Annotated in this window: 26 protein-coding genes; 18 read left to right on the top strand and 8 right to left on the bottom strand. The window is 69.3% G+C overall.

Features of this window, described 5'->3' with window-relative positions; all coding sequences use genetic code 11:
* Nucleotides 1–111 precede the first annotated feature (111 nt).
* On the bottom strand, nucleotides 112–378 hold the full coding sequence (locus B9C99_RS06525; protein ID WP_006550968.1) for a hypothetical protein: 267 nt from the start codon (nucleotides 376–378) through the stop codon (nucleotides 112–114).
* Between the two features lie 115 nt (nucleotides 379–493).
* Here B9C99_RS06525 and B9C99_RS06520 point away from each other — a divergent pair, with 115 nt between their 5' ends.
* Nucleotides 494–1,258, top strand: a complete 765-nt coding sequence (locus B9C99_RS06520; RefSeq protein ID WP_016691237.1) for a siderophore-interacting protein — start codon at nucleotides 494–496, stop codon at nucleotides 1,256–1,258.
* Nucleotides 1,259–1,274: 16 nt separating this feature from the next.
* On the opposite strand, the gene B9C99_RS06515 is transcribed toward B9C99_RS06520, so the two are convergent.
* Nucleotides 1,275–2,486, bottom strand: coding sequence for a multidrug effflux MFS transporter (locus tag B9C99_RS06515; protein WP_088897320.1), 1,212 nt, complete (start codon nucleotides 2,484–2,486; stop codon nucleotides 1,275–1,277).
* An 85-nt stretch (nucleotides 2,487–2,571) separates the two neighbouring features.
* On the opposite strand from B9C99_RS06515, the gene B9C99_RS06510 reads away from it, so the two are divergent.
* A complete protein-coding gene (locus tag B9C99_RS06510; RefSeq protein WP_088897319.1) occupies nucleotides 2,572–3,510 on the top strand; it encodes a tyrosine recombinase XerC in 939 nt (312 codons plus the stop codon).
* Between the two features lie 66 nt (nucleotides 3,511–3,576).
* A complete protein-coding gene (locus B9C99_RS06505) occupies nucleotides 3,577–5,169 on the top strand; it encodes a MinD/ParA family protein (protein ID WP_088897318.1) in 1,593 nt (530 codons plus the stop codon).
* Between the two features lie 24 nt (nucleotides 5,170–5,193).
* Here the strand turns inward: B9C99_RS06505 and B9C99_RS06500 are convergent, their stop codons facing one another.
* Entirely contained in the window at nucleotides 5,194–5,697 is a 504-nt protein-coding gene (locus tag B9C99_RS06500; RefSeq protein ID WP_088897317.1) for a M23 family metallopeptidase, read from the bottom strand.
* 307 nt (nucleotides 5,698–6,004) lie between these two features.
* Between B9C99_RS06500 and rpsB the strand changes: the two genes are divergently transcribed.
* The 6 genes from rpsB to B9C99_RS06470 all read left to right on the top strand — a co-directional run bounded on the left by rpsB (nucleotide 6,005) and on the right by B9C99_RS06470 (nucleotide 11,021).
* Nucleotides 6,005–6,847, top strand: coding sequence for a 30S ribosomal protein S2 (rpsB, locus tag B9C99_RS06495; protein ID WP_026003585.1), 843 nt, complete (start codon nucleotides 6,005–6,007; stop codon nucleotides 6,845–6,847).
* Nucleotides 6,848–6,977: 130 nt separating this feature from the next.
* Nucleotides 6,978–7,802: a translation elongation factor Ts gene (gene tsf / locus B9C99_RS06490; RefSeq protein WP_006550975.1), complete on the top strand. Its 825-nt coding sequence runs from the start codon at nucleotides 6,978–6,980 to the stop codon at nucleotides 7,800–7,802.
* A gap of 197 nt (nucleotides 7,803–7,999) precedes the next feature.
* Nucleotides 8,000–8,728: a UMP kinase gene (gene pyrH / locus B9C99_RS06485; protein ID WP_006550976.1), complete on the top strand. Its 729-nt coding sequence runs from the start codon at nucleotides 8,000–8,002 to the stop codon at nucleotides 8,726–8,728.
* Nucleotides 8,729–8,756: 28 nt separating this feature from the next.
* Nucleotides 8,757–9,314 carry a ribosome recycling factor gene (gene frr / locus B9C99_RS06480; protein ID WP_016691232.1) on the top strand — a complete coding sequence of 186 codons (558 nt, stop codon included), beginning with the start codon at nucleotides 8,757–8,759 and terminating at the stop codon, nucleotides 9,312–9,314.
* A 2-nt stretch (nucleotides 9,315–9,316) separates the two neighbouring features.
* Nucleotides 9,317–10,255, top strand: a complete 939-nt coding sequence (locus B9C99_RS06475; RefSeq protein WP_016691231.1) for a phosphatidate cytidylyltransferase — start codon at nucleotides 9,317–9,319, stop codon at nucleotides 10,253–10,255.
* Between the two features lie 67 nt (nucleotides 10,256–10,322).
* On the top strand, nucleotides 10,323–11,021 hold the full coding sequence (locus tag B9C99_RS06470; protein ID WP_088897444.1) for a class I SAM-dependent methyltransferase: 699 nt from the start codon (nucleotides 10,323–10,325) through the stop codon (nucleotides 11,019–11,021).
* A gap of 6 nt (nucleotides 11,022–11,027) precedes the next feature.
* On the opposite strand, the gene B9C99_RS06465 is transcribed toward B9C99_RS06470, so the two are convergent.
* Nucleotides 11,028–11,867 (bottom strand): CoA ester lyase, encoded by an 840-nt coding sequence (locus B9C99_RS06465; RefSeq protein ID WP_088897316.1) that lies wholly within the window; start codon nucleotides 11,865–11,867, stop codon nucleotides 11,028–11,030.
* A 136-nt stretch (nucleotides 11,868–12,003) separates the two neighbouring features.
* Between B9C99_RS06465 and rlmN the strand changes: the two genes are divergently transcribed.
* Nucleotides 12,004–13,113 (top strand): 23S rRNA (adenine(2503)-C(2))-methyltransferase RlmN, encoded by a 1,110-nt coding sequence (rlmN, locus tag B9C99_RS06460; protein WP_016691228.1) that lies wholly within the window; start codon nucleotides 12,004–12,006, stop codon nucleotides 13,111–13,113.
* 132 nt (nucleotides 13,114–13,245) lie between these two features.
* Here the strand turns inward: rlmN and B9C99_RS06455 are convergent, their stop codons facing one another.
* The gene (locus tag B9C99_RS06455) at nucleotides 13,246–13,494 is read right to left on the bottom strand and encodes a DUF2631 domain-containing protein (protein WP_088897315.1); all 249 of its coding nucleotides are present in this window, start codon (nucleotides 13,492–13,494) and stop codon (nucleotides 13,246–13,248) included.
* 150 nt (nucleotides 13,495–13,644) lie between these two features.
* Between B9C99_RS06455 and dxr the strand changes: the two genes are divergently transcribed.
* The 5 genes from dxr to B9C99_RS06430 all read left to right on the top strand — a co-directional run bounded on the left by dxr (nucleotide 13,645) and on the right by B9C99_RS06430 (nucleotide 20,054).
* Nucleotides 13,645–14,796, top strand: coding sequence for a 1-deoxy-D-xylulose-5-phosphate reductoisomerase (gene dxr, locus B9C99_RS06450; protein ID WP_026060952.1), 1,152 nt, complete (start codon nucleotides 13,645–13,647; stop codon nucleotides 14,794–14,796).
* A 15-nt stretch (nucleotides 14,797–14,811) separates the two neighbouring features.
* Entirely contained in the window at nucleotides 14,812–16,029 is a 1,218-nt protein-coding gene (locus tag B9C99_RS06445) for an RIP metalloprotease (protein ID WP_088897314.1), read from the top strand.
* A gap of 45 nt (nucleotides 16,030–16,074) precedes the next feature.
* Nucleotides 16,075–17,229, top strand: a complete 1,155-nt coding sequence (gene ispG, locus B9C99_RS06440; protein WP_016691224.1) for a flavodoxin-dependent (E)-4-hydroxy-3-methylbut-2-enyl-diphosphate synthase — start codon at nucleotides 16,075–16,077, stop codon at nucleotides 17,227–17,229.
* Between the two features lie 114 nt (nucleotides 17,230–17,343).
* Nucleotides 17,344–18,180 carry a GNAT family N-acetyltransferase gene (locus B9C99_RS06435; protein WP_088897313.1) on the top strand — a complete coding sequence of 279 codons (837 nt, stop codon included), beginning with the start codon at nucleotides 17,344–17,346 and terminating at the stop codon, nucleotides 18,178–18,180.
* A 32-nt stretch (nucleotides 18,181–18,212) separates the two neighbouring features.
* On the top strand, nucleotides 18,213–20,054 hold the full coding sequence (locus B9C99_RS06430; RefSeq protein ID WP_253250000.1) for a penicillin-binding transpeptidase domain-containing protein: 1,842 nt from the start codon (nucleotides 18,213–18,215) through the stop codon (nucleotides 20,052–20,054).
* 2 nt (nucleotides 20,055–20,056) lie between these two features.
* Here the strand turns inward: B9C99_RS06430 and B9C99_RS06425 are convergent, their stop codons facing one another.
* The gene (locus tag B9C99_RS06425; RefSeq protein ID WP_088897311.1) at nucleotides 20,057–20,524 is read right to left on the bottom strand and encodes a MarR family winged helix-turn-helix transcriptional regulator; all 468 of its coding nucleotides are present in this window, start codon (nucleotides 20,522–20,524) and stop codon (nucleotides 20,057–20,059) included.
* 68 nt (nucleotides 20,525–20,592) lie between these two features.
* Here B9C99_RS06425 and B9C99_RS06420 point away from each other — a divergent pair, with 68 nt between their 5' ends.
* Complete coding sequence (locus tag B9C99_RS06420; RefSeq protein ID WP_088897310.1) at nucleotides 20,593–21,822, top strand: multidrug effflux MFS transporter; 1,230 nt, start codon at nucleotides 20,593–20,595, stop codon at nucleotides 21,820–21,822.
* 7 nt (nucleotides 21,823–21,829) lie between these two features.
* On the opposite strand, the gene B9C99_RS06415 is transcribed toward B9C99_RS06420, so the two are convergent.
* Both B9C99_RS06415 and B9C99_RS06410 read right to left on the bottom strand, forming a co-directional pair.
* Nucleotides 21,830–23,200, bottom strand: coding sequence for an APC family permease (locus tag B9C99_RS06415; protein ID WP_088897309.1), 1,371 nt, complete (start codon nucleotides 23,198–23,200; stop codon nucleotides 21,830–21,832).
* 52 nt (nucleotides 23,201–23,252) lie between these two features.
* On the bottom strand, nucleotides 23,253–24,116 hold the full coding sequence (locus B9C99_RS06410) for a LuxR C-terminal-related transcriptional regulator (protein ID WP_088897308.1): 864 nt from the start codon (nucleotides 24,114–24,116) through the stop codon (nucleotides 23,253–23,255).
* Nucleotides 24,117–24,224: 108 nt separating this feature from the next.
* On the opposite strand from B9C99_RS06410, the gene B9C99_RS06405 reads away from it, so the two are divergent.
* Both B9C99_RS06405 and map read left to right on the top strand, forming a co-directional pair.
* Nucleotides 24,225–25,868, top strand: coding sequence for an AMP-binding protein (locus B9C99_RS06405; RefSeq protein ID WP_088897307.1), 1,644 nt, complete (start codon nucleotides 24,225–24,227; stop codon nucleotides 25,866–25,868).
* Between the two features lie 65 nt (nucleotides 25,869–25,933).
* Nucleotides 25,934–26,791 carry a type I methionyl aminopeptidase gene (gene map / locus B9C99_RS06400; protein WP_026060949.1) on the top strand — a complete coding sequence of 286 codons (858 nt, stop codon included), beginning with the start codon at nucleotides 25,934–25,936 and terminating at the stop codon, nucleotides 26,789–26,791.
* Nucleotides 26,792–26,810 lie beyond the last annotated feature (19 nt).

Raw genomic sequence — 26,810 nt, 5'->3', positions numbered from 1 at the left:
GCCGATCCGCCCGGCGGTGCCGGAGACGGTCGCGCGAAGGAGTCGTGACCGTATGTTCACAGACTCCGAGACGTTTCGCCGGGACGCGCGAGGGTGAATTCGGAGGACCGCCTACTCGGCCGAGGTGTCGGCGGTCGGCTCGTCCTCGACGTACCAGGCGCGGTCCTCGCGGTCCCACTTCACGGCACCGCGGTGGGCCTTCCGGAACTCCTTGAGGACGGCGCGGTCGATCGACGGGTGGCCGTTGTCGTTCACGTAGATCCACTCGGAACCGAACTTGGCCTCGATCGCGTCGACCATGTCGGTCTGGGTGACCCTGCGTTCGGTGGTGATGATGTCGGTCATCCAGGTGGCGATGTCGGCCGCGGTGGTGCTCATGTTCTCGAGCCTAGAGCCTCGCCGATCGTGACCTCCCCGCCGCATCCCGCGACAGAGTACGGTGACGCGAGAATAGGTAACCCTAATAGGAGGTTCGGTGGCACGGAAAGCGCCCATGGGGACGACACTCACGGTTCTGCGGACCGAAACGATCGGCGAGCACTTCGTCCGCGTCGTGCTCGGCGGAGACGGCTTCGGAGAGTTCCAGGCCCGCGCGGAGACCGACAGCTACGTGAAGATCGAGCTGCCCGCGGGGGACGAGACGGTCGTCCGCACCTACACCGTCCGGCGTGTGGACCCGGACGCCCGGGAGATCTGGATCGACTTCGTCGTGCACGGCGACGAGGGCGTTGCGGGGCCGTGGGCCCGCTCGGTACAGCCGGGCACGCAGGTCGTGGTGCGAGGACCCGGCGCCGGATACCGGCCCGATCGCTCCGCCGACTTCCATCTGCTCGCCGGCGACGAGACCGCGATCCCCGCGATCGCGGCTGCGCTCGAGGACCTGCCCGCCGACGCGCGGGGTGCGGTCTTCCTGGAGGTCATCGGTCCCGGCGACGAACTGAAACTCGACGCCCCGGCGGGTGTGGACATCACGTGGCTCCATCGCGGTGTCGCGGCCGGTGACGCCGGTGCCGACCTGATCGACGGCAACTCGCCGCTCGTCGCCGCGGTGAAGGCCTTGCCCTGGCCGGGCGGCGACGTGCAGGTCTTCGTGCACGGTGAGGCCGAGGCCGTCATGAAGCACATCCGGCCGTACCTGCGGAAGGAACGGGCCGTGCCGCCGGCACGCGCGTCGATCTCGGGTTACTGGCGTCGCGGACGCACCGAGGAGGGTTTCCGCGTGTGGAAGAGCGAACTGGCGGCCGTCGAGAGCAACTGACGGCCGGTCGTTCACGTCAGCTCGCGGACTCGCGCGCCGGCACCGCGGCGGAGTCACGCGCCAGCACCGCGGCGGAGTCACGCGCCAGCACCGCGGCGGAGGTGAGCGCGAGTCCCGAGCAGACCACGATGGCGACGGCCATCGGGATACCGGTGCCTTCGCCGCCGAGCCCGACGAGCGGGGAGACCACGGCAGCGAGACCGAACTGGGAGGCGCCGATCACGGCGGAGCCCGTACCGGCCGCCTTCGGGACCTGCGACTGGGCCAGCGCGGTGGCGTTGCCCAGCGTCAGGCCCATCATGCTGATCGCGACGAACAGCAGCGGCAGGATCAGCGCCGCGACGTAGCCGACGACGACCATCGTCAGCAACAGCAGCGCACCTGCCGTGAACATGGTGGTCACTCCGAAGAGCAGCAGTGTCCGCACCTCGAACCGGCCGATGAGGCGGGTGTTGACGGCATTGGCCAGCACGAGACCGGCCGAGTTCACGGCGAAGACCAGAGAGAACTGGCCCGGGCTCAGACCGAGGATGTTCTGGGTGACGAAGGGTGAGGCGGAGATGTACGAGAACATCGCGCCGAAGCCCAGGGCCATCGCGGCGGCGTAACCGACGAAGCGTCGCTGCCGGAGAACGTATCCGAAGTTGCCGGCCATCGTCTTCAGACCGCCACCGTGCCGCTTCTCCGGCGGCAGGGTCTCCGGGACGAACGCGAAGGCACCGACGGCCATCAGGACGGCCAGGCCCGTGAGCACCCAGAAGATGCCGCGCCATCCGATCGGACCCAGCAGCACACCACCGAGCAGAGGAGCGGCGACGGGCGCGATGCCACCGATGATCATCATCAGGCTGAACAGCTTGGCAGCCTGATTGCCTCGAGCCCGGTCGGCGATGACCGCCCGGGCGAGGACGATGCCGGTGCCGCCGCTGAAGCCCTGGACCAGACGCGCAGCGATCAGGATCTCGACGGTGGGCGCCATCGCGCAGATCGCGCTGCTCACCGCCAGGACGATCGTGCCGGCGAGGATCAGCCGTCGACGGCCCCAGCCATCCGACAGGGGACCCACGAGCAACTGGCCGAGCCCGAGACCCGCCATGAAGGTCGTGAGTGTGAGCTGGACGCCGACGGTCGAACTGCCCAGGCTCTCCGCCATGACGGGAAGTCCCGGGAGGTACATGTCCGTAGCGAGCGGCGCGATCGCCGACAGCAACGCCAGGGCGCACAACATCGGTACCGGGATCGTTTTGTTCACGAAAGCACCTTAGTCGGCGCGGGTCGTTGCACCCGAGCCGGTCGTGCCGCACGGTAGACCCATGCGAGGCAACGAATCCGACATGCTCCCGGCGACGCTGGACGTGCACCTCGGGGACTTCGTCGACCACCTGCGCCTCGAAGGCAACCGCTCGGAACACACGATTCGCGCCTATCGCACCGACACCCGCTCGCTGTTGCAGCACCTCGCCGACCGGAATCCCGATGCGCGCATCACCGACCTCGATCTCGATCTGCTGCGGTCCTGGCTCGCCGGGATGGTGGCGGCGGGAGCGGCCCGCACCACGCTCGCGCGGCGCACCTCGTCGGCACGCGTCTTCACGGCATGGCTCGTGCGCACCCGGCGACTCGACGCCGACCCGGCGACGCGTCTCGTCTCACCGCGTCCGCACCGCTCACTGCCCGCCGTGCTCCGCGACGACCAGGCACTGGAGATCATGGAGGCCGCGAAATCCGGTGCGCGTGAACTCGATCCCGTCGCACTGCGTGACCGGGCGATCGTCGAGCTGCTGTATGCGACCGGAATCCGGGTCGGTGAGCTGTGCGCGGTCGACATCGACGACGTCGACGCCGAGCGGCGGGCCGTCCGGGTTCTCGGTAAGGGCGACAAGGAACGGATCGTTCCCTACGGAGGTCCCGCGGCAGAGGCGCTCGACGCGTGGCTGCGTCACGGACGCCCGCATCTCGCACGACCGTCGTCGGGTGCGGCGCTGCTGCTGGGCAAGCGTGGTGGTCGGATCGACCAACGGCAGGTCCGGTCGGTGGTGCACGACGCCGTCTCGTCGGTGCCGGGCGCACCCGACCTCGCGCCGCACGGTCTGCGGCACAGCGCTGCGACGCACCTGCTCGAAGGGGGAGCGGACCTGCGGGTGGTCCAGGAGGTGCTGGGCCATTCGAGTCTGGCCACCACGCAGCTCTACACCCACGTCTCGGTGGCGCGTCTGCGCGCCGCGCACGATCAGGCCCATCCCCGCGCCTGATCGGCTTGCCCGAGAAGCCGTCCCGGTTTGATAGCGTGCGCCGGCACCATCGAATCGGGGGAACAGATGAGACGCAACGAACCGGGTCCTGCCGTGCCCGCCTGGCTGCAGGACCCACCGGAATCCGGAACCGACCACGCGCGACGCGGCCTCCGCCGCGCGGCCAGAGGCACCGAGACGCCCGGTCCCTCCACTTCGCCCGGCGACGGTGCGATTCCGCCCACTGCCTCCGCTCCGATCGAGATGACGGCCTCCGTGCCTCTCGGCATGGCGTTGCGGCCCCGGATCAGCGCCGACGACGGCCCGGAGCCGGAGGCATCCGAACCGGCCCTCGCGCACGAACCGGCGCGACCGGAAAGGCGTGTTCTCCCGCCCGCGGAGCGCGAGGCGACGGTCCCGGCAGTGCCGGAGGCGACGGTCCCGGCAGTGCCCGAGGCGACGTTTCCCGCAGTGCCCGAGGTGACGGTCCCGGCAGCCGCGACCGAACCCGGGCCTGCGCCCGTCTCCGTGGATCCGGTGCCCGAACTCGTGGAGATGCAGCCCGAGACTGTGGCACCTGCACCTGCACCTGCACCTGCACCGGAGTCGGACGTGTCGAGTCCGGAGGCCACGGAGGTCGCACCCGATCCGGTCGACCCCGAGCCCGCCTCGGTCCAGGCCCCGCTACCGGCAACGGCAGACGCTACGGTCGACGACCTGCAACACGAGGCCCGTCGTTTCGACCATCAGCCGTCCAATGTCGACCTCGCCTCGGGAGTGCTGGTCCGCAGGTCACGACGTTCCACGCGACGGTGGCGGGAGCGGGTCGACCGGCTGACCGGCGGCAGGCTCGACGGAGGAGGCAGCGAGCGCCGGGAGGATCTCGTCGCCCGGATCCGCCAGCCGATCCCGGGCGACTACCGGATCGCGGTGCTGTCGCTGAAGGGCGGGGTGGGCAAGACCACCACGACCGTCGGACTGGGGTCGACGTTCGCGTCACTGCGCGGCGACTGCGTCATCGCCGTCGACGCGAATCCGGACTTCGGCACCCTCGGGCAGAGGATCCCGCAGCAGACCACCTCGACCGTGCGGGACCTGCTCGCGAACGCGTCGGGCATCCGCCGGTACTCGGACGTGCGTGCCCACACCTCGCAGGCGCCGAGTCGGCTCGAAGTGCTCGCGAGCGAACGCGATCCCGCTGCCTCGGAAGCGTTCAGCGAGGAGGACTACCGCCGCGTCGTCGACCTCCTGCAGGTCTACTACAACGTGATCCTCACCGACTGCGGCACCGGGATCATGCATTCGGTCATGCGCGGCGTGCTGGACCTGGCGAACACCCTCGTGCTCGTCGCGTCGCCCGCAGTCGATGCGGCGCGCAGTGCGGCGGCGACCCTCGACTGGCTGCAGGCGCACGGCTACTCCGACCTGGTCGAACGCACGGTCGTGGTGATCAGTTCGCCGCGCCCGGGTGCGGCGAGCATCGACATGGACGCGCTGACCGCGCATTTCCTCGCGCGGTGCCGCGCGGTGAAGGTGCTGCCTTTCGACGAGCACCTCGCGGAGGGAGCCGAGATCGATCTCGAACGGCTCCGCCCCGCGACACGCACGGCGTTCGTCGAACTCGCCGCGATGGTCGCCGACGACTTCCCCGTACTGTCGGGTCGACACGCAGTGCATTAGGCGGGCGCACGGGCCACCAGGGCGTCATACCGGCAGCAGGCGGATCACCGGGCGCTCGACGAGCGGCAGCGGATCGAGATAGTCGTCGCGGCCGCGTCGGAGTCCCCAATGCAGGCATGCGGGGGAGACGCATTCCTCGTGACCGGCGACGACGGTGCCGATGGGATCGCCCCTCGTCACCCGGCGACCCGCGGCGACCGCCGCCTCCACCGGCTCGTAGGTGGTGCGCAGCCCGCCCTCGTGATCGATGGAGACCACAGGCTTCCCGGCTACGACACCGGCGAACGCGACGACGCCGTCACCGGCGGCCACGACGGTCTGCCCCACGTGTGCGTCGAGATCGACACCGCGGTGACCGGGGAGCCAGTTCTGCTCGGGCAGGTCGAACTCCCGGCTCACGACCGGCCGGGGATCGAGCGGCCACACGAACCGTCCGGAGTCGGCCGATCCGGTTCCCGGCGCAGCGGTGAGCACGACGAACGTGGCGATCACGACGGCGAGCGACCGGAGGGGAGCGGCGAGGAGCATGCCCGCCAGTCTCGTGAATCGGAGTCGCTGCGCACCAGGGGGCGACGCGATCTGTGGACAGCCCCGGATCCGTCCACAGGCCCGGCGACTCCCGGTTAGGGATCCGCGCCTGCTCCGCGTACACTTGTCGGGCGGTCTGTATACGCAGATCGACTTCGCGCGTCCGCGCATCGATGCCGACCCGTTTCTCCGGGCCGCATCGGAAATGGCCGTCGGCCGGTCCCGCAAGGGTTCGACGGGCATGTGGACGCCAGGGCGGGGATCGGAAGATCCACCGCGGAAACCGACACGAAAGAGAGAAACAGGCATGCCTGTTGTGACTATGCGGCAGCTGCTCGACAGCGGCGCCCACTTCGGACACCAGACCCGTCGCTGGAACCCGAAGATGAAGCGGTTCATCTTCACCGACCGCAACGGCATCTACATCATCGACCTGCAGCAGACCCTGACGTACATCGACAAGGCGTACGAGTTCGTCAAGGAGACCGTCGCTCACGGTGGAACCGTGCTGTTCGTCGGCACCAAGAAGCAGGCTCAGGAGTCCATCGCCGAAGAGGCCACCCGCGTGGGCATGCCCTACGTGAACCAGCGCTGGCTCGGCGGCATGCTCACCAACTTCTCGACCGTCCACAAGCGCCTGCAGCGCCTGAAGGAGCTCGAGTCGATGGAGCAGACCGGCGGCTTCGAGGGACGCACCAAGAAGGAAATCCTCATGCTCACGCGTGAGAAGAACAAGCTGGAGCGCACCCTCGGCGGCATCCGCGACATGGCGAAGGTTCCGTCGGCGATCTGGGTCGTCGACACCAACAAGGAGCACATCGCCGTCGGTGAGGCCCGCAAGCTGAACATCCCGGTCATCGCGATCCTCGACACCAACTGCGATCCGGACCTCGTCGACTACCCGATCCCGGGTAACGACGACGCGATCCGTTCCGCGGCGCTGCTGACCAAGGTCGTCGCCTCTGCCGTCGCCGAGGGCCTGCAGGCCCGCGCCGGCAAGAGCGGCGACGCCGAGGCCAAGCCCGAGGCCGGTGCCGAGCCTCTCGCCGAGTGGGAGCAGGAACTGCTCGCGCAGGCCACCCCCGCCGCCGACGCCGAGGCGCCCGCAGCGGACGCAGCCCCCGCAGCAGACGCAGCCCCCGAGGCCTGATTCGTTGCCCGGCCCCGACCTTCCGATCGAGAGATCCTGGTCGGGGCCGTCGCATCGCGGCCCGAGCCCATCCGCGCGGTAGGGCCGCCCCCAGAGACTTTTCCACCACAGACACAGGAGGCTCGCTTCCATGGCGAACTACACCGCCGCCGACGTCAAGCGTCTCCGTGAGCTCACCGGCTCCGGAATGCTGGACTGCAAGAACGCGCTCGCCGACAACGACGGCGACTTCGACAAGGCCGTCGAGCAGCTGCGCATCAAGGGTGCCAAGGACGTGGGCAAGCGCGCCGAGCGCTCCACCGCCGAGGGCCTCGTCGTCGCCAAGGACGGCGTGCTCGTCGAGCTGAACTCCGAGACCGACTTCGTCGCCAAGAACGACGAGTTCCAGGCTCTCGCCGACAAGGTCGTCACCGCTGCCGCACAGGCACGCGCGAACGACGTCGAGGCACTCAAGGCCGTCGAGGCCGACGGCAAGACCGTCGACGCCCTCGTCCAGGAGCTGTCCGCGAAGATCGGCGAGAAGCTCGAGCTGCGTCGCGTCGCCGCTTTCGACGGTCAGACCGCCGTCTACCTGCACAAGCGTGCTTCCGACCTGCCGCCGTCCGTCGGCGTGCTCGTCGAGTACACCGGTGAGGGCGACGCTGCCGCCGAGGCCGCTCGCGCTGCCGCCATGCAGATCGCCGCTCTGAAGGCCAAGTACGTCACCCGTGACGAGGTTCCCGAGGACATCGTCGCCAACGAGCGTCGTATCGCCGAGGAGACCGCCAAGGCCGAGGGCAAGCCGGAGCAGGCTCTCCCGAAGATCGTCGAAGGCCGCGTCAACGGCTACTTCAAGGACGTCGTCCTGCTCGAGCAGGCGTCCGTGACGGACTCGAAGAAGACCGTCAAGGCGATCCTCGACGAGGCCGGCGCGAACGTCGTTCGCTTCGTGCGTTTCGAGGTCGGCGCCAGCTAGTTCTTCCACTCCACGACCCCGTCGGTGCTGCTACCGGCGGGGTCGAGGTGTGTCGGGCCACGCCGCCTCGGGGCCCGGAGGCGCCCGCGCGTGCCGCGCGGTGACAGGTGTGGCGTGTCTATCCGCCCGATCTCGGTTCCCTCGAGCGGATGAGGCAGGATGATAAGGGCCGATTCATGCGCAACCAGAGGAGAGTCATGTCCGACCACGCCCACGATCGGCCCGGATTCCGCCGGGTACTGCTCAAGCTCGGCGGCGAGATGTTCGGCGGCGGCAAGGTCGGACTCGACCCGGACGTGGTGACCACGGTGGCCCAGCAGATCGCAGAGGTCGTGCGCGGCGGCGCCGAGGTCGCGGTCGTGATCGGTGGCGGCAACTTCTTCCGCGGCGCCGAACTCCAGCAGCGCGGTCTCGAACGCGCGCGGTCCGACTACATGGGCATGCTCGGCACGGTCATGAACTCCCTTGCGCTGCAGGACTTCCTGGAGAAGGAAGGCATCGACACCCGCGTGCAGACCGCCATCACGATGGGTCAGGTCGCCGAGCCCTACCTGCCGCTGCGTGCGCGCCGCCACCTCGAGAAGGGGCGCGTGGTCATCTTCGGTGCGGGCATGGGCATGCCGTACTTCTCCACCGACACCACCGCCGCGCAGCGCGCCCTCGAGATCGGCGCCGAGGTCGTCCTCATGGCGAAGGCCGTGGACGGCGTCTACTCCGACGATCCGCGCACGAACCCGGATGCGGTGCTGTTCGAGGAGATCACCCATCGCGAGGTCATCGAGCAGGGCCTCAAGGTCGCCGACGCGACCGCCTTCAGCCTGTGCATGGACAACGCCATGCCGATCATGGTCTTCAATCTGCTGACCAAGGGCAATATCGCCCGAGCCATCGCCGGTGAGAAGATCGGAACACTCGTACGGTCATGAACGGACAACGGAACATGGAGGAACTGCCGTGATCGATGAAGCCCTCTTCGAAGCCGAAGAGAAGATGGAGAAGGCCGTCACGGTGGCCCGGGACGATCTGGGTGGCATCCGGACCGGTCGCGCGAACCCGGGCATGTTCAACCGCATCGTCGTCGACTACTACGGGGCTCCCACGCCGATCACGCAGATCGCCAGCATCAATGTTCCCGAAGCGCGCATGGTCATCGTCAAGCCGTACGAGGCTTCGCAGCTGAACGCGATCGAGACCGCGATCCGCAACTCGGATCTCGGCGTCAACCCCACCAACGACGGCAACATCATCCGCATCTCGGTCCCGCAGCTCACCGAGGAGCGTCGTCGCGAACTCGTCAAGCAGGCCAAGGCCAAGGGTGAGGACGCCAAGGTCGCCGTGCGCAACGTCCGCCGCAAGGCGATGGAGGAACTCGGCCGCATCCAGAAGGACGGCGAGGCCGGCGAGGACGACGTGAACCGCGCCGAGAAGGAACTCGACAAGACGACCGCCAAGTACGTCGGTCAGATCGACGAGTTGATGAAGCACAAGGAAGCCGAACTGATGGAGGTCTGACAGTGGGTCGAGCCGACGGGTCCTCCGACCCGCAGCTTCCACTCGGTGCCGGAGCCGACTCCGGTGCCACCCCTGCAGACCCGGCACCGGCCCCCGACCCCGCGTCGGAGCCGGTGAAGAAACCCTCACGGGCGGGACGCGACCTGCCGGCCGCTTTCGCGGTCGGCGGGGGTCTCGGCGCGCTCGTCATCGGGATTCTGCTGTTCGCCCCGAAGGCGTGGCTCGCCGTGGTCGCGATCGCCATCGGCATCGCGACCTGGGAGGTCACCAAGCGGCTGCGTGAGGCGGACGTGCTCGTCCCCAGACTGCCGTTGCTGGCCGGTGGCCAGGCGATGATCTGGCTCGGCTGGCCGTACGGCACGTCCGGTGTGCTCGGTGCGTTCGCGGGCACGGTCGTCGTGACGATGCTGTGGCGGCTGTTCGACCACGGTCTCGTCGCGCAACCACGCAACTACCTGCGCGACACCGCGGTCGCAGTCTTCGTTGCGGCCTGGCTGCCGTTGCTGGCGTCGTTCGCGACCCTCATGGTCCTCGAGGATCAGGGTGCCCAGCGCGTGTTCTGCCTGATGCTCGTGTGCGTGGCGTCGGACATCGGTGGTTACGCCTCGGGTGTCCTGTTCGGCAAGCACCCGATGGTGCCGGCGATCAGCCCGAAGAAGTCGTGGGAAGGCTTCGCCGGGTCGCTGGTGGCCTGCATCGCGGTCGGTGTCCTCACGGTCATGTTCCTGCTGGACGGCCCGTGGTGGGCGGGTCTGCTGCTCGGCGTCGTGCTAGTGGTGACGGCGACGGCCGGCGATCTCATCGAGTCGCAGGTCAAGCGGGATCTCGGCATCAAGGATATGGGCACTCTGCTGCCCGGTCACGGCGGCATCATGGATCGACTCGACTCGATCCTGCCGTCGGCCTTCGTCACGTGGCTGATCCTCACGGCCTTCGTGTAATCGGCCGATGGTGCGTTCGTCGAAGTTCAGTGCACCGAAGCCCGGAACGCCGAAGTCGGGGAGTGGTGTGATCGCCAGCCCCAACATCTGGCACTGGCCCGAGGTGTACGAGGAGGAGAACCGCGCGCAGGACCCCCGCGGCGCCGTGTACGCGGCGCTGCGGGAGGCCGCGGACTGGACCGGCCGCGACGTCGTCGACGTCGGGTGCGGATCGGGTTTCCACCTTCCGATGTTCGCGGCCGGCGCGCGCACGGTGACGGGGATCGAACCGCATCCGCCGCTGGTCGCCGCGGCCCGCACCCGTGTGGCGGATCTTCCGTCGGTCACCGTGACGGAAGGCTCCGCCGCGGACATGCCGCTGCCCGACGCCTCGGTCGATCTCGTCCACGCCCGCACCGCCTACTTCTTCGGCCCCGGGTGCGGCGCCGGAATCCTCGAGGCGATGCGCGTGCTGCGTCCGGGCGGCGCGCTCGCCGTCGTCGACCTCGACGCCACCGCCCATCCCTACGGCGACTGGATGCGCGACGACCTGCCGCACTACGACCCGACCGCGGTCGAGGCGTTCTTCGAGGCGCAGGGATTCGATCTGCGCCGCATCGACACGCTGTGGGAGTTCCCGGACCGCGCGACCCTCGAACGGGTGCTCGGCATCGAGTTCGCACCGCGCGTCGCGGCCCGGGCGATCCGGGAGACATCCGGCACGACGCTCGAAGTCCGCTACCGGCTGCACGTGCGCCGCAGACCCCTCGGGCTGGAACTGAGTTGAGACCGGTCAGCGCGACCGGCCGATACCGAACATCCGCGCCAGCTCGGTGATCTTCTTCGCCTTCGCGAGGTTCGGCAGGTCGCTGCCGTCGCGGACGTTGCGCCCGTCCTCACCGAGCTTGTCGATGATGCCTTCCGCCCAGTCCACGTCGGTGCTGTTCGGGCTCAGAGCCACGTTCGCGTACGACGCGCGTTCGCCGGTCATGCACAACTTGCCGGTCATCCCCATCGAGCGGGTCAGCTCGGCTTCCCGTTCGAGGACCTCGGGGTCGTCGCTGAGCGTGGGGCCGTCGATGGGTCCCGGCAGGCGCGCGGCGCGGCTCGTGATGACCAACCTCGACCGTGCGTACGCCATTGCCATCGGGCTGTCGCTCATGCCGGTGTCGCGCCGGAAGTCGCCGCTGCCGAAGACCAGGCGGAAGGTGCCTTCCGCGCGGGCGATCTCGGGAGCCGCCTCGAGGCCCATCGCCGATTCGATCAGCACGAGGATGCGCGTGCCCTCCGGCAGCAGGTCGGCGGTGGCCTCGACCTGGTGACCGCTCTCCGCCTTCGCGAGCATGACGCCCTGCAGGCCCGGGAGGCCGGCGAGCGCGGCGAGGTCGTCGGCCCAGAACGACGTGGTGGCGTCGTTGACCCGCACCCAGGCCTTCCCACCCCCGCGCAGCCACGCCACGATATCGTCGCGAGCAGCGGGTTTGGCCGCGGCGGGTACGGCGTCCTCGAGGTCGAGCACCACCGCGTCCGCCGGTGAGTCGGCGGCGGCGTCGAAGAGATCGGGGGAGCGGCCCGGAACGAGCAACCACGAGCGTGCGACTTCGGGAGCGACGAGACCGGTCATGATGTCCATGCTCCCGTATTCCCCCTCCGCGCCCGGGCGACTCGGCGTGAGGGAGACCGACCGGTGACACCGGCCCGGGAATGGGGGCGAGTATCACAGCGACGGCCGGACCCATCCGTCCCGGATCATGGGACAATAGGTGATTATGGCTTCTTCCCTGCCCCTGGTCTTCGATGCACCCAAGCGCGGTCTTCCGCCGCGCCATCTCGCCGACCTCGACGCAGATCAGCGTCGTGATGCGGTGCGCGAACTGGGGCTTCCGGCCTTCCGCGCCGACCAGCTCGCCCGCCAGTACTACGGGCGGCTCGAGGCCGATCCGGCGAAGATGACCGATCTGCCCGCCGCCGTCCGCGACAAAGTGGGGGAGGCGTTGTTCCCGCCGCTGCTCAGCGCGGTCCGGCACATCGCGTGCGACGGTGGCGAGACCCGCAAGACCCTGTGGCGTGCCCACGACGGCACCCTGCTCGAGAGCGTCCTCATGCGCTATCCCGACCGCGCCACGCTGTGCATCTCCAGCCAGGCCGGATGCGGCATGGCGTGCCCGTTCTGCGCGACCGGCCAGGGCGGTCTCGACCGCAACCTGTCCACCGCCGAGATCGTCGACCAGGTGCGCGCGGCCGCCGCTGCCCTGCGCGACGGCGACGTCGCCGGCGGACCGGGACGGTTGTCGAACGTCGTGTTCATGGGCATGGGCGAGCCGCTCGCGAACTACAAGCGCGTGGTCGCGGCGGTGCGGCGCATCACCTCACCCGCCCCCGAAGGCCTCGGTCTGTCGCAGCGCTCGGTCACCGTCTCCACCGTGGGACTCGCTCCGGCCATCCGTCGCCTCGCCGACGAAGGACTCAGCGTCACCCTCGCGGTGTCGCTGCACACCCCGGACGACGAACTGCGCGACACCCTCGTTCCGGTCAACAACCGGTGGTCGGTCGCCGAGGTCCTCGAGGCGGCGCGGTACTACGCCGACAAGACCGGCCGGCGCGTCTCGATCGAGTACGCCCTCATCCGCGACGTCAACGACCAGCCGTGGCGCGCCGACATGCTCGGCAAGAAGCTCCACAAGGCTCTCGGATCGCTCGTGCACGTGAACCTCATCCCGCTCAACCCCACGCCGGGTAGTGAGTGGGACGCCAGCCCGAAGGACGTCGAACGCGAGTTCGTGCGGCGCGTGCAGGCCCAGGGTGTGTCGTGCACCGTGCGCGACACCCGCGGCCAGGAGATCGCCGCGGCCTGCGGCCAGCTCGCCGCGGAAGGCTGAGCCGAGAGATGCGACAGCAGGGCTGAGCCGACAGATGTGACAGCAGGGCCAGTCGACCCCTCGACCGTTGCACACTCGACAGACACGAAGGGCCCGGCCGGAGAATTCCGGACGGGCCCTTCGTCGATGGACCTAGCGCAACCGGCGGCGACGCACCGCATCGCGCGCGACGATGAAGATCAGCAGAGCCGACGAACCGATGAGGTACAGGCTCTCGACGTGGCCTTCGTGGTTGCCGATCAGCATCAGCAGCAGGAACACCGCCACGATCAGGGCCATGACGCGGAAGAACTTGGGGGCTTCCCCGCTCCAACCCCACTCGGCGGACGGCACTTCCGCCGCCACATCACCACGAGTGGACTGCAACTCGGTACCGGCCACGGTTTCCTCCTGCTCACCAGATGCTGCTGTTGCTGCTTATCGTGACATACGACCCCGCGTCGTACGAAGCGGGGCATGCGTGTGGTGCGTTCCGCGGGGGGAAGCCGGGCGGTTCAGGAACTGTTCAGGTGCGTGGGGAACAATGCTCGCGTGGCCGACACTCGATCTTCTTCCCGCACCCGGGTGCTCCTGCTGGGCAGTACCGGTTCCATCGGTACCCAGGCACTTGAGGTGATCGCCGCCAATCCCGACGACTTCGAAGTCGTCGGTCTCGCCGCGGGCGGAGGCAAGACGGACCTGCTCGCCGAACAGATCCGCGCGACCGGCGTCCGCGAGGTGGCCGTGGCCGACCCCGACGCCGCCGCACGTCTCGACCTGCCGGTCCGCAGCGGCCCGACCGCCGTCACCGAACTCGTGCGCGAGGTCGAGGCCGACGTCGTGCTCAACGCCCTGGTCGGTTCCCTCGGTCTCGAACCGACCCTCGCGGCGCTCGACACCGGCGCGCGACTCGCGTTGGCGAACAAGGAGTCGCTGGTCGCGGGCGGCTCGCTCGTCACGAAGGCGGCGGCGCCGGGCCAGATCGTGCCCGTCGACTCGGAGCACTCCGCGCTCGCGCAGTGCCTGCGCGGCGGCACCGGCGACGAGGTGGCGCGCCTCGTGCTCACCGCCTCGGGCGGTCCGTTCCGCGGCTGGACCGCCGATCGCCTCGAATCGGTGACGCCCGAACAGGCCGGCGCCCACCCCACCTGGTCGATGGGGCCGATGAACACCCTCAACTCGGCGACCCTCGTCAACAAGGGACTCGAACTCATCGAGACCCACCTGCTCTTCGGCGTGGACTACGACCGGATCGACGTGACGGTGCACCCGCAGTCGATCGTGCACTCGATGGTCACCTTCGTCGACGGGTCGACCCTGGCCCAGGCGTCGCCGCCGTCGATGAAGCTGCCGATCGCGCTGGCCCTCGGCTGGCCGCACCGCGTTCCGCATGCCGCCCCGGCACTCGACTTCTCGACGGCGTCCACCTGGGAGTTCGAACCCCTCGACGACGACGTCTTCCCCGCCGTGCGGCTCGCACGCCAGGCGGGCGTGGGTGGCGGATGCCTCACCGCCGTCTACAACGCGGCCAACGAGGTCGCCGCCGAGGCGTTCCTCGCGGGGACGCTGTCGTTCCCACGGATCGTGCAGACCGTCGAGGCCGTGCTGAACGACGCACACGAGTGGTCCGCCGAACCCAGTACCGTGGACGACGTGCTCGCCGCCGACGGCTGGGCCCGCGACCGGGCGCGCACACTCGTATAGGAGGATCGGCCACTCATGATGTTCGCACTGGGCGTGGTGGTGTTCGCCCTCGGCATCGCCATCTCCATCGCCCTGCACGAGGCCGGCCACATGTGGACGGCGCAGAAGCTGGGCATGAAGGTCCGGCGCTACTACATCGGGTTCGGTCCCCGTGTGTTCGCCTTCCGCCGCGGCGAGACCGAGTACGGTCTCAAGGCGGTTCCGGCCGGCGGGTTCTGCGACATCGCCGGCATGACGGCTCTGGACGAACTCGCGCCCGACGAGGTCGAGCGCGCGATGTACAAGCAGAAGACGTGGAAACGCCTCGTCGTGATGTCGGGTGGCATCGCGATGAACTTCCTGCTCGGCATCGTGCTCATCTACGGCCTCGCCGCCAGCGCGGGGCTGCCCAACACCGACAACCGCGCGGTGGTCGGCACCGTCGGCTGTGCCGCGCCGACCCAGGACGGCCCGCCCGACTACACCCCGGCCGACTGCTCGGGCCCCGGCCCGGCCGAGCAGGCCGGTATCGAACCGGGCGACGTGATCGTCGCCGTGGACGGGCAGTCCGTCGAGACCTTCGGCGACCTCGTCCGGGCCACGCAGCCCCTGTCGGGCACCGTGCCGTTCACCGTCGAACGCGGCGAGGAGACCCTCACCGTGCCGGTCACGGTCCAGCAGGTCCAGCGCTGGGTCTACGAGAGCGAGTCGCCCGACGCCGAACCCGTCTCCCGCACCGTCGGTGCGATCGGTGTCGGGGGAGAGCCGGGCATCATCGAGTACACGCCGCTCTCGGCGATCCCCGCGACCTTCGACTTCACCGGCTACCTCGCGGTCCGCACCGCCGAGGCGCTCGTGAGCCTGCCGAGCAAGGTCGCCGACCTGTGGACGGCCGTCACCGGGGGAGAGCGCGCGGTCGACACCCCGGTCAGCGTCGTGGGCGCCAGCGTCATCGGCGGTCAGTTCGCCGAGCGCGGCATCTGGGAATCGTTCGTGTTGTTGCTCGCTCAGCTGAACTTCTTCCTCGGTGCGTTCAACCTCCTCCCGCTGCTGCCGCTCGACGGTGGGCACATGGCCGTCGCGATCTACGAGAAGGCCCGCAACTGGCTGCGCGGCCTGCGCGGACTGCCGGTCGGCCCGCCCGTGGACTACGTGAAACTGCTGCCGCTGACCTATGTGGCGGTGGTCATCGGTGGCGCCTACATGGTGCTCACCCTCACAGCAGACATCGTCAACCCCATCAAGCTGTTCTGATCTGCGCCGGTAGACTTGCCGAGTAGCGACGAAAGAAGGCGAACTGTGACCAGCCCCGTCGGATTGGGCATGCCCGAAATTCCTGCGGTCCTCGCACCCCGACGCAAGACCCGCCAGCTCATGGTCGGAAATGTCGGCGTCGGCAGCGATCATCCGGTGTCCGTGCAGTCGATGACCACCACGAAGACGCACGACGTGAACGCCACCCTCCAGCAGATCGCGGAGCTCACGGCGTCCGGCTGCGACATCGTGCGTGTCGCGTGCCCGCGTCAGGAGGACGCCGACGCGCTCCCGATCATCGCGAAGAAGAGCAAGATCCCGGTGATCGCCGACATCCACTTCCAGCCGCGGTACATCTTCGCCGCGATCGACGCCGGCTGCGCGGCCGTGCGCGTCAATCCCGGCAACATCAAGGAGTTCGACGGTCGCGTCAAGGAGGTCGCCAAGGCGGCCGGAGACGCCGGGATCCCCATCCGCATCGGCGTCAACGCCGGCTCGCTCGACCCCCGGCTCCTCGCCAAGTACGGCAAGGCCACCCCGGAGGCGCTCGTCGAGTCCGCCCTGTGGGAGGCGAGCCTGTTCGAGGAACACGGCTTCGGCGACATCAAGATCTCCGTCAAGCACAACGACCCCGTCGTGATGGTCGAGGCCTACCGGCAGCTCGCCGCGCAGTGCGACTACCCGCTGCACCTCGGTGTGACCGAGGCCGGCCCCGCCTTCCAGGGCACCATCAAGTCGGCCGTCGCCTTCGGTGCGCTGCTGAGCGAGGGCATCGGCGACACCATCCGCGTGTCGCTGTCCGCGCCGCCCGCCGAGGAGATCAAGGTCGGCACGCAGATCCTGCAGTCGCTGAACCTGCGTCCCCGCAAGCTCGAGATCGTCTCCTGCCCGTCCTGTGGGCGCGCCCAGGTGGACGTCTACTCCCTCGCCAACGAGGTCACCGCCGGCCTCGAGGGCATGGAGGTGCCGCTGCGGGTCGCGGTGATGGGCTGCGTCGTCAACGGCCCCGGTGAGGCCCGCGAAGCGGATCTCGGTGTGGCCTCCGGCAACGGCAAGGGTCAGATCTTCGTCAAGGGCAAGGTCATCAAGACCGTGCCCGAGGCGCAGATCGTCGAGACCCTCATCGAGGAAGCGATGCGCATCGCCGACGAGATGGAAGGCAACGCCTCGGGCGGCGGCCCCGTGGTGTCGGTCGGCTGATACAGGTGGGACGCACGGGACTGCGTTCTCTCACTTTCGGGGACTCAGGTTTCCACGTCGCCGTCCGACATGGCACTCTGATCTCGTATCGGCTTGTCGACGGGTGGTGAGCGAGTGCTCAAGCTTCTGGGTGTCCGGTCGTTGGGTGGACGTGACACCGCCGCGGTGCTCCGGGTGCTCTCCCGCGACCCCGTGGCCGCGTGCATGGTGGCCGGCCGCGTCGAGGAGTACGGACTCGACGGGCGTGCCGTCGGCGGCGAGATGTGGAGCCGCGGCGGCCCCGAGACCTCGTTGTGCTTCTCGGGCGCGAACCTCATTCCGCTGCTGGGCAGCCCGGACGACATCCAGGCGTTCGCCGAGCGCGCGAGTCGCGGACCGCGACTGTGCTCGTCCATCGTCGGCCGCGCCGAGTACGCGCTGCCCATGTGGGAGCGGCTCGAATCGGTGTGGGGCGCCCCCCGCGAGGTGAGGGCCGAACAACCCCTCCTCGTTCTCGACCGCGAGCCCCTCGTCGAACCCGATCCGCAGGTCCGTCCCGTGCGGCCCGACGAACTCGACATCTATCTGCCGGCCGCAATCTCGATGTTCATCGAGGAGGTCGGCATCGACCCGCGCACCGGCGACGGCGGTGCCGGTTACCGGCGCCGCGTCGCGAGCCTGATCGCAGCGGGACGCGCCTGGGCGCGTTTCGAGGACGGACAGGTCGTGTTCAAGGCGGAGGTGGGTTCGCAGTCGTCCACGGTGGGCCAGATCCAGGGCGTCTGGGTCGATCCCGCACATCGCGGCTCGGGCCTCGGCACGATCGGTACGGCCGCCGTGGCCTGCGCGGTCGCTCGCAGCGGCCGCCTGCCGAGCCTCTACGTCAACAGCTTCAACGCCCCGGCCCGCGGAGCCTACGCCCGCGCGGGTTTCCGTCAGGTCGCGACGTTCTCCACGGTGCTGCTCGACTGATTTCCCGTCGGCTCTGCCTACGATGACGGGCGATGAGACCTCGAAGTTCCACCCCGGCATCCCCGTACGCACGCGCACTCCGGATCGGCGCTGCGTTGTCGGCGGCCGTCGTGCTCCTCGGCCTGGCGGTCGCGTGCACGCCGCGCCCGGCCGGGCCGGAGGCCGCCGCCCAGGCGTTTCTCGACTCGTTCGCCGCTCAGGACGTCGGATCGGCGGCGGACCGCACCGACCGTCCCGACGACGCGGCCGTCGCGATGCAGGAGGTCCTGGACGGACTTCAGGCCGAATCCCTCACCGCCACCACGACATCCACCCGGATCAGCGGCGACTCCGCGACCGTGGGATACAGCTACGAGTGGCACCTGCCGAAGGAACGGGTGTGGCAGTACACCGGTGAGCTCAACATGGGTCGCAGCGGGAACGACTGGATCGTGCGGTGGGCGAAGTCCGCACTGCACCCGCAGCTCGGTGAACGGCAGACCATGCAGCTCCGCAGCAGCCCGGCGCCGCGCGCCCGGGTCAACGAGCACGCCGGCAGCGACATCCTCGTCCCCGGCACGGTCTACGGCATCGCCTTCGACGCCGCGCAGACCACCGACGTCGCCGGTGCGGCACGACAGCTCGCGTCGACGTTGTCGGAGTTCGATTCCTCGCTCACGGCCCAGGCGATCGCGGAATCGGTGACGGCGTCGTCCGGGCCGCGGTCGGTGCTGCGACTGCGCGAGGACGACTACGAGCGCGTCGCCCCGCGGCTCGCCGGGATCGACGGTGTCGTGGTGACCGAACAGGCCGACCTCGTCGCGACCGACCGCAACTTCGCGCCCGATCTGGTGGGTCAGATCAAGAAGACCGTCATCGACGAGGTCGACGGCACGGCCGGGTGGAGCGTCGTCGTGGTGAACCAGTACGGCGTGGACACCGGGGTGCTCACCGAGACGCCGCCGCAACCGGTGCCATCGTTCTCGGTCAGCCTCGACCGTCCCCTCCAGCTCGCGGCCCAGGCGGCAGTCGACGCGCGCACCGAGCAGGCGATGACGGTCGTGATCGAGGCGTCCACGGGTGCGGTGCTCGCGGTGGCCCAGAACAAGGCCGCCGACCGGGACGGCCCGGTCGCGCTGGCCGGCCAGTACCCGCCGGGCTCGACGTTCAAGATCGTCACCTCCGGTGCGGCGATCGCCGAGGGGAGCGCGACCCCGAACACGATGGTGCCGTGCCCGGGCCGTATCACGATCGGCGAGCGCAGCGTGCCGAACTACAACGAATTCGAGCTCGGGACGGTCTCTCTCGCCACCGCTTTCGCCCGGTCCTGCAACACCTCCTTCGCCAAGCTCGCCTCCGAGATGGCCCCGGACGCGCTGACCGTCGCCGCCTCGCAGTTCGGTATCGGTGTGGACTACGAGGTGGTCGGGATGCCGACCTTCACCGGATCGGTTCCGCCCGCGGAGGATCTCGTCGAACGGACCGAGGACGGCTTCGGTCAGGGCAAGGTCGTCGTGAGCCCGTTCGGGATGGCGCTCACCGCGGCGACGGTCGCCGCCGGCAGTACCCCGGTGCCCTATCTCATTGCGGGTCGCGAGACGGTCGTGAACGGTTCGCCGCCGCCGGTGACGCCGGAGATGGTGGAGGGTCTGCGCGAGATGATGCGCCTGGTGATCACGAGCGGTACCGCCGACCGCATCCGGGACCAGGGCGACGTCTACGGCAAGACCGGTGAGGCCGAGGTCGAGGGCGGGTCGCACTCGTGGTTCGTCGGCTACCGCGGTGATCTGGCGTTCGCGACGCTCGTCGTGCGCGGCGGCAGCTCCGACAACGCGGTCGCGGTCACCCGCGACATGTTCGCCGCCCTGCCGCCGGAATACGACGAGGGAGCCTGAGATCAGGCCGGGGCCGGATCCTCGGCGAGGGCGGCGAGCTGTTCGAGCAGCGGTGCCGCCGCGACGAGTTCGGCGGCGTCGGCCGGATCCATCGCTGCGAGCACCTCCTGCATCCGTGAGATCCACATCCGTCGGATGAGGTTCCCGTTGTGCTCGGCCAGGGGAGTGCGGTGCAGGTGGTGCGACCGCCCGTCGTTCGGGTTGGTCGTGCGGGAGACGAGGCCGCGGGCGACGAGGCTGCGCACCGTGGCACTGACGTTGCTGCTCTGCAGTCCGAGCATGCGTGCGAGATCGGACACGGTGACGCCGGGGTGGTCGGAGAGCACCCGCAGGACCTCGATCTCCGACTGGGGGATCCCGACCAGGCCCGCCTCGCGTTCGCCGACGCGCTGCAGGTTCCACACGAGCGTGCGCACGCTGTCGGCCAGGCGGTCGATATCGGCGTCGCTGATCCTCGGGTCCTCGGACATGCCTCGATCGTAGGCTAGAATCTATATATATATTTATATATGAATTCGAACTTATCGATCGAGGTGTGATGAACCGACCCTCCGAGGCCGCAACCGGAGTGAAGACCGACGAGCACGGATCCGGCGGCCGTTCGCTGTCCGGCATGTCCGTGGCGTCGCTCGGCCTGCTGGCCGCCCTGGCCCCTCTCGCCGTGGACATGTACCTGCCCGGCTTCCCCGACATCGCCGAGGAATTCGGCAGTACCGCGTCCGCGGTGCAGTTCACGCTGACGGCCTTCCTCATCGGTATGGCCCTCGGCAACCTGATCATCGGCCCGCTGTCCGACCGGTTCGGTCGCCGCTCGTCGATGCTCATCGGCACGGCCGTGTGCGCCCTCGCGAGCGTCGCGTGCGCCCTGGCGCCCAGCATCGAACTGCTCGCGGTCTCCCGCTTCGCTCAGGGCTTCGCCGGCGCCGCCGGCATCGTCGTGGGTCGAGCCGTCGTCTCCGACCGTGCCGAGGGCGCGGCGGCGGCGAAGTTGTTCGGCCTGCTCGTGCTCGTCAGCGCAGTGGCCCCCATCGCGGCGCCGCTCGTCGGCGGCGGCATCATCCTGTCCGTCGGCTGGCGCGCCGTCTTCTGGTTCCTGGCCGCGCTGAGCCTCGTGATGCTCGCGGCGATCGTCTTCTTCCTGCCCGAGAGCCTCCCGGCCGACCGTCGCTCGGCAGGTGGCCTCGGCGGCCTGGCGAGCGGGATCGCCGTCGTCGTCCGCGACCGCACCTATCTCGGCTACCTGCTGGCCCACACCTTCGCGTTCGGTGTGCTCTTCGCGTACATCTCCGCGTCGCCGTTCGTCATGCAGAAGATCCACGGCCTGTCGACCGGCTGGTTCACCCTGCTGTTCGCGTTCAACGCCGTGGGCATCAGCCTCGGTAATGTGGTGAACCAGAAGCTGCTCCAGCGCACGACCCCGCACCGGCTGCTCGGCATCGGGTCGGCGCTGCTCGTCTTCTGGTCCGCCGTGCTCACCGTCAACGCCCTCGCGGGACCCGTCCTCGGAGTGACCATAGTGGCGTTGTGGTTCGGCGTCGCGAGCCTCGGGCTGGTGCTCGCCAACGCCGCGACCCTCGCTCTCGGTCAGGTCCGGCACGCTGCCGGCACCGGCTCGGCGCTCCTCGGCGCCCTCCAGTTCCTGCTGGCGGCCGTAGTCGCTCCGATCGTCGGCGCCTGGGGTGAGGACACCGCGGTCCCCATGTCCCTCGCCATGCTCGTCACCGCCGTCCTCGGCCTCGGCTCGATGGCGTTGGTCCGCAACCGCTGACGGACCCTCAGCTCTCCTCACGATCCGTCGTACTCGCGGGCCGGCCGTCGCGCCGGCCCGCGAGTCGCGTCACCAGCCACAGCACCACGCCGATCCCGATCAGAACCCCGGCCGTCCGGTACTGGGTCGCAGGCCGGTCGACCCACGGCAGGACGAGGAACAGGCAACTGGCCGCCCCGAGCACCGGAAGGATCGTCGGCGCGCGGAAGTGCCGGTGCTCCACGTGGTCCCGGCGCAGGACCAGGGCCGCGACGTTGACGATCGCGAACACCCCCAGCAGGAGCAGCGCCGTCGTACCCCCGAGTTCGGGCACCCCGCCGACGAAGACGACGAGACCGACCGCGAGCAGCGTCGTGAACACGATCGCGACATAGGGCGTGCGGCGGGTCGGGTGCACCCGCCCCAGGACGGCGGGCAGGACGTCCTCGCGGGCGATGCCGTAGATCAGCCGGCTCGCCATCAGCATGTTGATCAGCGCGGTGTTGGCCACCGCGAACATCGTGACGAAGGCGAAGATCCCGACCGGGAACGCCGGGGCGCCGACCTCGACCACCCGCAGCAAGGGCGTCTCGCCCGCCCCGAGTTCGTCGGGCGGGACGAGCGCGATCGCGGTGATCGACACGAGCACGTACACCAGCGCAGCGAGACCCAGGCCGAGCAGCAGCATCCGGGGGAAGATCCGGGTGGGCTCCTTGCATTCCTCGGCCATGTTCACCGAGTCCTCGAATCCCACCATCGCGAAAAAAGCCAGGGCTGTCCCCGCGACCACCGCGGAGAAGACGGACCGGTCGCCGGGATCGATCTCGACCACACGCGAGAAATCGCCGCCGCCGAAACCCAACGCCCACATGCCGATCGCGACGATGATGAGCAGGCCGCCCAACTCGATCATCGTGAGCACCACATTGGTCTTCACGCTCTCGGCGACCCCGCGGAAGTTGATCACCGCCAGGACGAGGACGAAGACCAGCGCGATCACGGTGATCCCGGCCGTGCCGGCCAGGTCGAGTCCGAAGGCCTCGGCGAAGTTCGCGGCGAACGCCCGCGCAGCCGTGGCGGCAGAGGTGATGCCCGAGGACATCACGGCGAAGGCCACCAGGAAGGTCAGGAAGTGCACGCCGAACGCCTTGTGCGTGTAGAGCGCCGCTCCGGCCGCCCGCGGATACTTCGTGACCAGCTCCAGATAGCTGAACGCCGTCACCGTCGCGACGGCGAACGCGACGAGGAACGGCAGCCACACCACGCCACCGACCTCGTTCGCGACCTCCCCGGTGAGGGCGTAGATGCCGGTGCCCAGGATGTCGCCGATGACGAACAGCAGGAGCAGACCCGGCCCGAGAACGCGGACGAGCTGGGGTGAGTCGGTCGTCTCGGCCACCGCAGGCCCCCTTCCGCGCACCCTGTCCACCGCCGGCGGGGACCGACCGGATTCAGGGCAGCAGACCCGATTTTCGCGCGGCGACGACGGCCTCGTGGCGGGAATGGACGTCGAGCTTGCTCATGGCGCTGCGCAGGTAGCTCTTGACCGTCTCGGCGCCGACCGACAGGCGCTGGGCGATCTCGGCGTTGCTGCACCCCAGCGCCACATGGGACAGCACGTCGGTCTCGCGGGGGGACAGCACGACGTCCGTCGGTTCCGGTTCCGTTCCGTCGAGCACCCCGGCGAGACGGTCGGACAACGAGCGGAGCTTCTCCTGCAGCGCCGGATCGGTCGTGCCCTGCGCGAGCACCCGCAGATCGGCATGGACCTCGCGGACCTGCGCAGTCGCGACGGGATCGCGGTCGCCGGACGACCGCTCGAGCATCGCGAGTCGCCGATCGACCTCGTCGCGCACCTCGATCTCGTGCGCGAGACGAGCCGCCGCCTGCGCGAACGCCGTCACAGCCCGATCGCCGACGGGCGCGCACTCGCGCGCGGCGCCGTACAACACCGCGCGGGCCTTGCCCTCGACGAGTACCGGCACCGCGAGGATGGACCGCAATCCCTCGTACAGAACGGGACGGTCGAAGTGGTGCGTGATCGACGCGGAGCGACCGTAGTCCGACACCGTCACCACCCGCGACTCCGCGAGGACGCGACCGCCGAGACCCGCCCGCGGAGGCACCACGACCCCGGCCAGGCTGTTGGTGCGGGTGCCGAAGAATTCGCTGAGTTGCAGCGATCCCTGCTGGACCTCGCCGGCGAAGACCACCGGCAGCTGGGCCTGCGCCGCGGTGCGGCGGAGTTCACCGCGCAGGGCATCACCGTCGCGGGGACGCAGCAGCGCCGACGAGGAGGACGACACGAACGCCACCCCTTTCCGGGGGTATCGGGGAACATGGTGTGACTCGAATCATAGACGTCGAACGGGTGTGCTCCCCAGATCGGGAACACCCTGGCCGGTACGGACGAAAGGACCACAATGGGCGACACAGCGAGCCGCGTGCGGACACTGCTCGAGCGGTACGACACGGCAGACGCCTGCGCAGCCCGACTGCTGTGCGACGACCATCCCGCCGACGCGGTGGCGTTCACCGTCGTCGATGCCGACCTGAGCTCGACGGATCTCACCTACGGTGAGCTCCGCGAACGGTCGGCCCGCTTCGCCGCGGCGCTGGCGGATCTCGGTGTCGAACCCGGCGACCACGTCGCGACGCTCATGGGCAAGTCGGCAGACCTGGTGGTCGCGGTTCTCGGTATCTGGCGTCGCGGCGCCGTGCACGTGCCGCTCTTCACCGCCTTCGCCCCGCCGGCGATCGCCTTCCGGCTCGACGCGAGCGGCACCAAGGTGGTCGTGGCCGATCGGGATCAGGCCGGCAAGCTCGCCGCCGGATCGGATCTTCCAGCCGAGGTGCCGTGGCAGGTCGTCGTGGCCGGCCAGGGCGACGCAGACGCGTCCGGTCGTGAGGGCCGCGACTTCGGCGAACTGATCGCCGCGCAGTCGGCCGACGACCCGCGTGGCGAGGCCGTCGCCGTCGGCGCCGAGGGGCGTCTGGTCCAGCTGTTCACCTCCGGCACGACCGGCACTCCCAAGGGTGTCCCCGTCCCGGTGAAGGCGCTGGCGTCCTTCCACGCCTACCTGGAGTTCGGCCTCGACGTGCGCGAGGACGACGTCTTCTGGAACGCGGCCGATCCGGGATGGGCGTACGGGCTCTACTACGCGCTGCTCGGGCCGCTCGCGGCCGGTCGGCGCAGCCTCCTGCTGCACGCCGGTTTCTCGCCCGCGCTCACCTGGCAGATCCTCGACACCTTCGGGGTGACCAACTTCGCGGCGGCCCCGACGGTCTACCGCAGCCTCAAGGCCGACACCGCCGAGCACCCGCCGGTCCGGCTGCGTCGTGCCTCCTCGGCCGGTGAGCCGCTGACCCCGGACGTCCTCGAGTGGTCGCAGGAGACCCTCGGTGTCGTGGTGCGCGACCAGTACGGACAGACCGAACACGGCATGTTCGTCGTCGACGCGTGGGCGGACGAACTGCGCGAGGACACCCCGGCGCGTTCGATGGGCAAGCCGCTGCCGGGCTGGAGTTGCGCGGTGCTGCGCGAGGACAGCGACGAGATCGCCGAGCCGGGTGAGGTCGGACGCGTCGCGATCGACGTGCACGCGAGCCCGCTCGTGTGGTTCACCGGCTACGTCGACGCACCCGAGAAGACCGCCGACCGGTTCAGCGAGGACGGCCGCTGGTACCTGACCGGTGACGCCGGCAAGGTCGACGAGAACGGATTCTTCTTCTTCTCGTCCCGCGACGACGATGTGATCATCATGGCCGGCTACCGCATCGGTCCGTTCGACGTCGAGTCGGTGCTCGTGATGCATCCCGACGTGATCGAGGCCGCCGTGGTGGGTCTGCCGGACGAACTGCGGGGTGAGGTCCTCGAGGCGTTCGTGGTGCTGCGGGAAGGTGTCGAGGGCGACGACGCGCTCGAGGCGGAACTCCAGAAGCTCGTGAAGCAGAAGTACGCCGCCCACGCCTACCCGCGCGCGGTGCACTTCGTTCCGCATCTGCCCAAGACGCCGAGCGGCAAGGTCCAGCGTTTCAAGCTGCGCCAGGCGGGCGCCGTCGGCTGATCGATGCACGACGGCCCGATCGGTGGATGACGGGGGAGCGGGGCGCGGCAGCTAATCTGGAAGTCATGGCTACCCGCGCTCCGCTCGTCCCCGGCACTCCGACTCCCGTCCGGGAGGTGCCCGCATCGATCGAACGGCCGGAGTACGTGTGGAAGCCCACGGCGAAGGAAGGCAACGAGCCGTGGGTGCAGACACCCGAGACGATCGAGAAGATGCGACTCGCCTCGAAGATCGCCGCGCAGGCCCTCGTGGAGGCCGGTAAGGCCGTCGCGCCGGGCGTGACCACCGACGAGATCGACCGCATCGCGCACGAGTACATGTGCGATCACGGCGCCTACCCGTCGACGCTCGGCTACCGCGGCTTCACCAAGTCGTGCTGCACCTCGCTCAACGAGGTCATCTGCCACGGCATCCCCGACTCGACCGTCGTCGAGGACGGCGACATCGTCAACATCGACGTCACCGCCTACATCGACGGGGTCCACGGCGACACCAACGCGACCTTCCTGGCCGGCGACGTCTCCGAGGAGGTCCGCCTGCTCGTCGATCGCACCCGCGAGGCGACGATGCGCGGCATCAAGGCGGTCAAGCCGGGCCGCGCCCTCAACGTCATCGGCCGGGTCATCGAGTCCTACGCCAACCGCTTCGGCTACGGCGTCGTCCGCGACTTCACCGGCCACGGCATCGGCGAGACCTTCCACAACGGCCTGGTGATCCTGCACTACGACCGGCCCGACATCGACACGATCATCGAGCCCGGCATGGTGTTCACCATCGAACCGATGATCAACCTCGGTACGCCCGACTACGAGATCTGGGACGACGGTTGGACGGTCGTCACCAAGGACCGCAAGTGGACCGCGCAGTTCGAGCACACCATCGTCGTCACCGATACCGGCGCCGAGATCCTCACCCTGCCGTGACCTCCGCTCGCTGGAGCGA

This window comes from Rhodococcus sp. BUPNP1, assembly GCF_002215235.1.
Taxonomy (GTDB): domain Bacteria; phylum Actinomycetota; class Actinomycetes; order Mycobacteriales; family Mycobacteriaceae; genus Rhodococcus.
The sequence above is the reverse complement of the archived record's forward strand: the minus strand, read 5'-3'. Positions and strand labels throughout refer to the sequence as shown.

Excerpts from the sequence above, each read along its gene's own strand:
- B9C99_RS06525 (WP_006550968.1), bottom strand. The coding sequence starts at position 378 with ATGAGCACCACCGCGGCCGACATCGCCACCTGGATGACCGACATCATC.
- B9C99_RS06520 (WP_016691237.1), top strand. The coding sequence starts at position 494 with ATGGGGACGACACTCACGGTTCTGCGGACCGAAACGATCGGCGAGCAC.
- B9C99_RS06515 (WP_088897320.1), bottom strand. The coding sequence starts at position 2,486 with ATGTTGTGCGCCCTGGCGTTGCTGTCGGCGATCGCGCCGCTCGCTACG.
- B9C99_RS06510 (WP_088897319.1), top strand. The coding sequence starts at position 2,572 with ATGCGAGGCAACGAATCCGACATGCTCCCGGCGACGCTGGACGTGCAC.
- B9C99_RS06505 (WP_088897318.1), top strand. The coding sequence starts at position 3,577 with ATGAGACGCAACGAACCGGGTCCTGCCGTGCCCGCCTGGCTGCAGGAC.
- B9C99_RS06500 (WP_088897317.1), bottom strand. The coding sequence starts at position 5,697 with ATGCTCCTCGCCGCTCCCCTCCGGTCGCTCGCCGTCGTGATCGCCACG.
- rpsB (WP_026003585.1), top strand. The coding sequence starts at position 6,005 with ATGCCTGTTGTGACTATGCGGCAGCTGCTCGACAGCGGCGCCCACTTC.
- tsf (WP_006550975.1), top strand. The coding sequence starts at position 6,978 with ATGGCGAACTACACCGCCGCCGACGTCAAGCGTCTCCGTGAGCTCACC.
- pyrH (WP_006550976.1), top strand. The coding sequence starts at position 8,000 with ATGTCCGACCACGCCCACGATCGGCCCGGATTCCGCCGGGTACTGCTC.
- B9C99_RS06465 (WP_088897316.1), bottom strand. The coding sequence starts at position 11,867 with ATGGACATCATGACCGGTCTCGTCGCTCCCGAAGTCGCACGCTCGTGG.
- rlmN (WP_016691228.1), top strand. The coding sequence starts at position 12,004 with ATGGCTTCTTCCCTGCCCCTGGTCTTCGATGCACCCAAGCGCGGTCTT.
- B9C99_RS06445 (WP_088897314.1), top strand. The coding sequence starts at position 14,812 with ATGATGTTCGCACTGGGCGTGGTGGTGTTCGCCCTCGGCATCGCCATC.
- B9C99_RS06430 (WP_253250000.1), top strand. The coding sequence starts at position 18,213 with ATGAGACCTCGAAGTTCCACCCCGGCATCCCCGTACGCACGCGCACTC.
- B9C99_RS06425 (WP_088897311.1), bottom strand. The coding sequence starts at position 20,524 with ATGTCCGAGGACCCGAGGATCAGCGACGCCGATATCGACCGCCTGGCC.
- B9C99_RS06420 (WP_088897310.1), top strand. The coding sequence starts at position 20,593 with ATGAACCGACCCTCCGAGGCCGCAACCGGAGTGAAGACCGACGAGCAC.
- B9C99_RS06405 (WP_088897307.1), top strand. The coding sequence starts at position 24,225 with ATGGGCGACACAGCGAGCCGCGTGCGGACACTGCTCGAGCGGTACGAC.
- map (WP_026060949.1), top strand. The coding sequence starts at position 25,934 with ATGGCTACCCGCGCTCCGCTCGTCCCCGGCACTCCGACTCCCGTCCGG.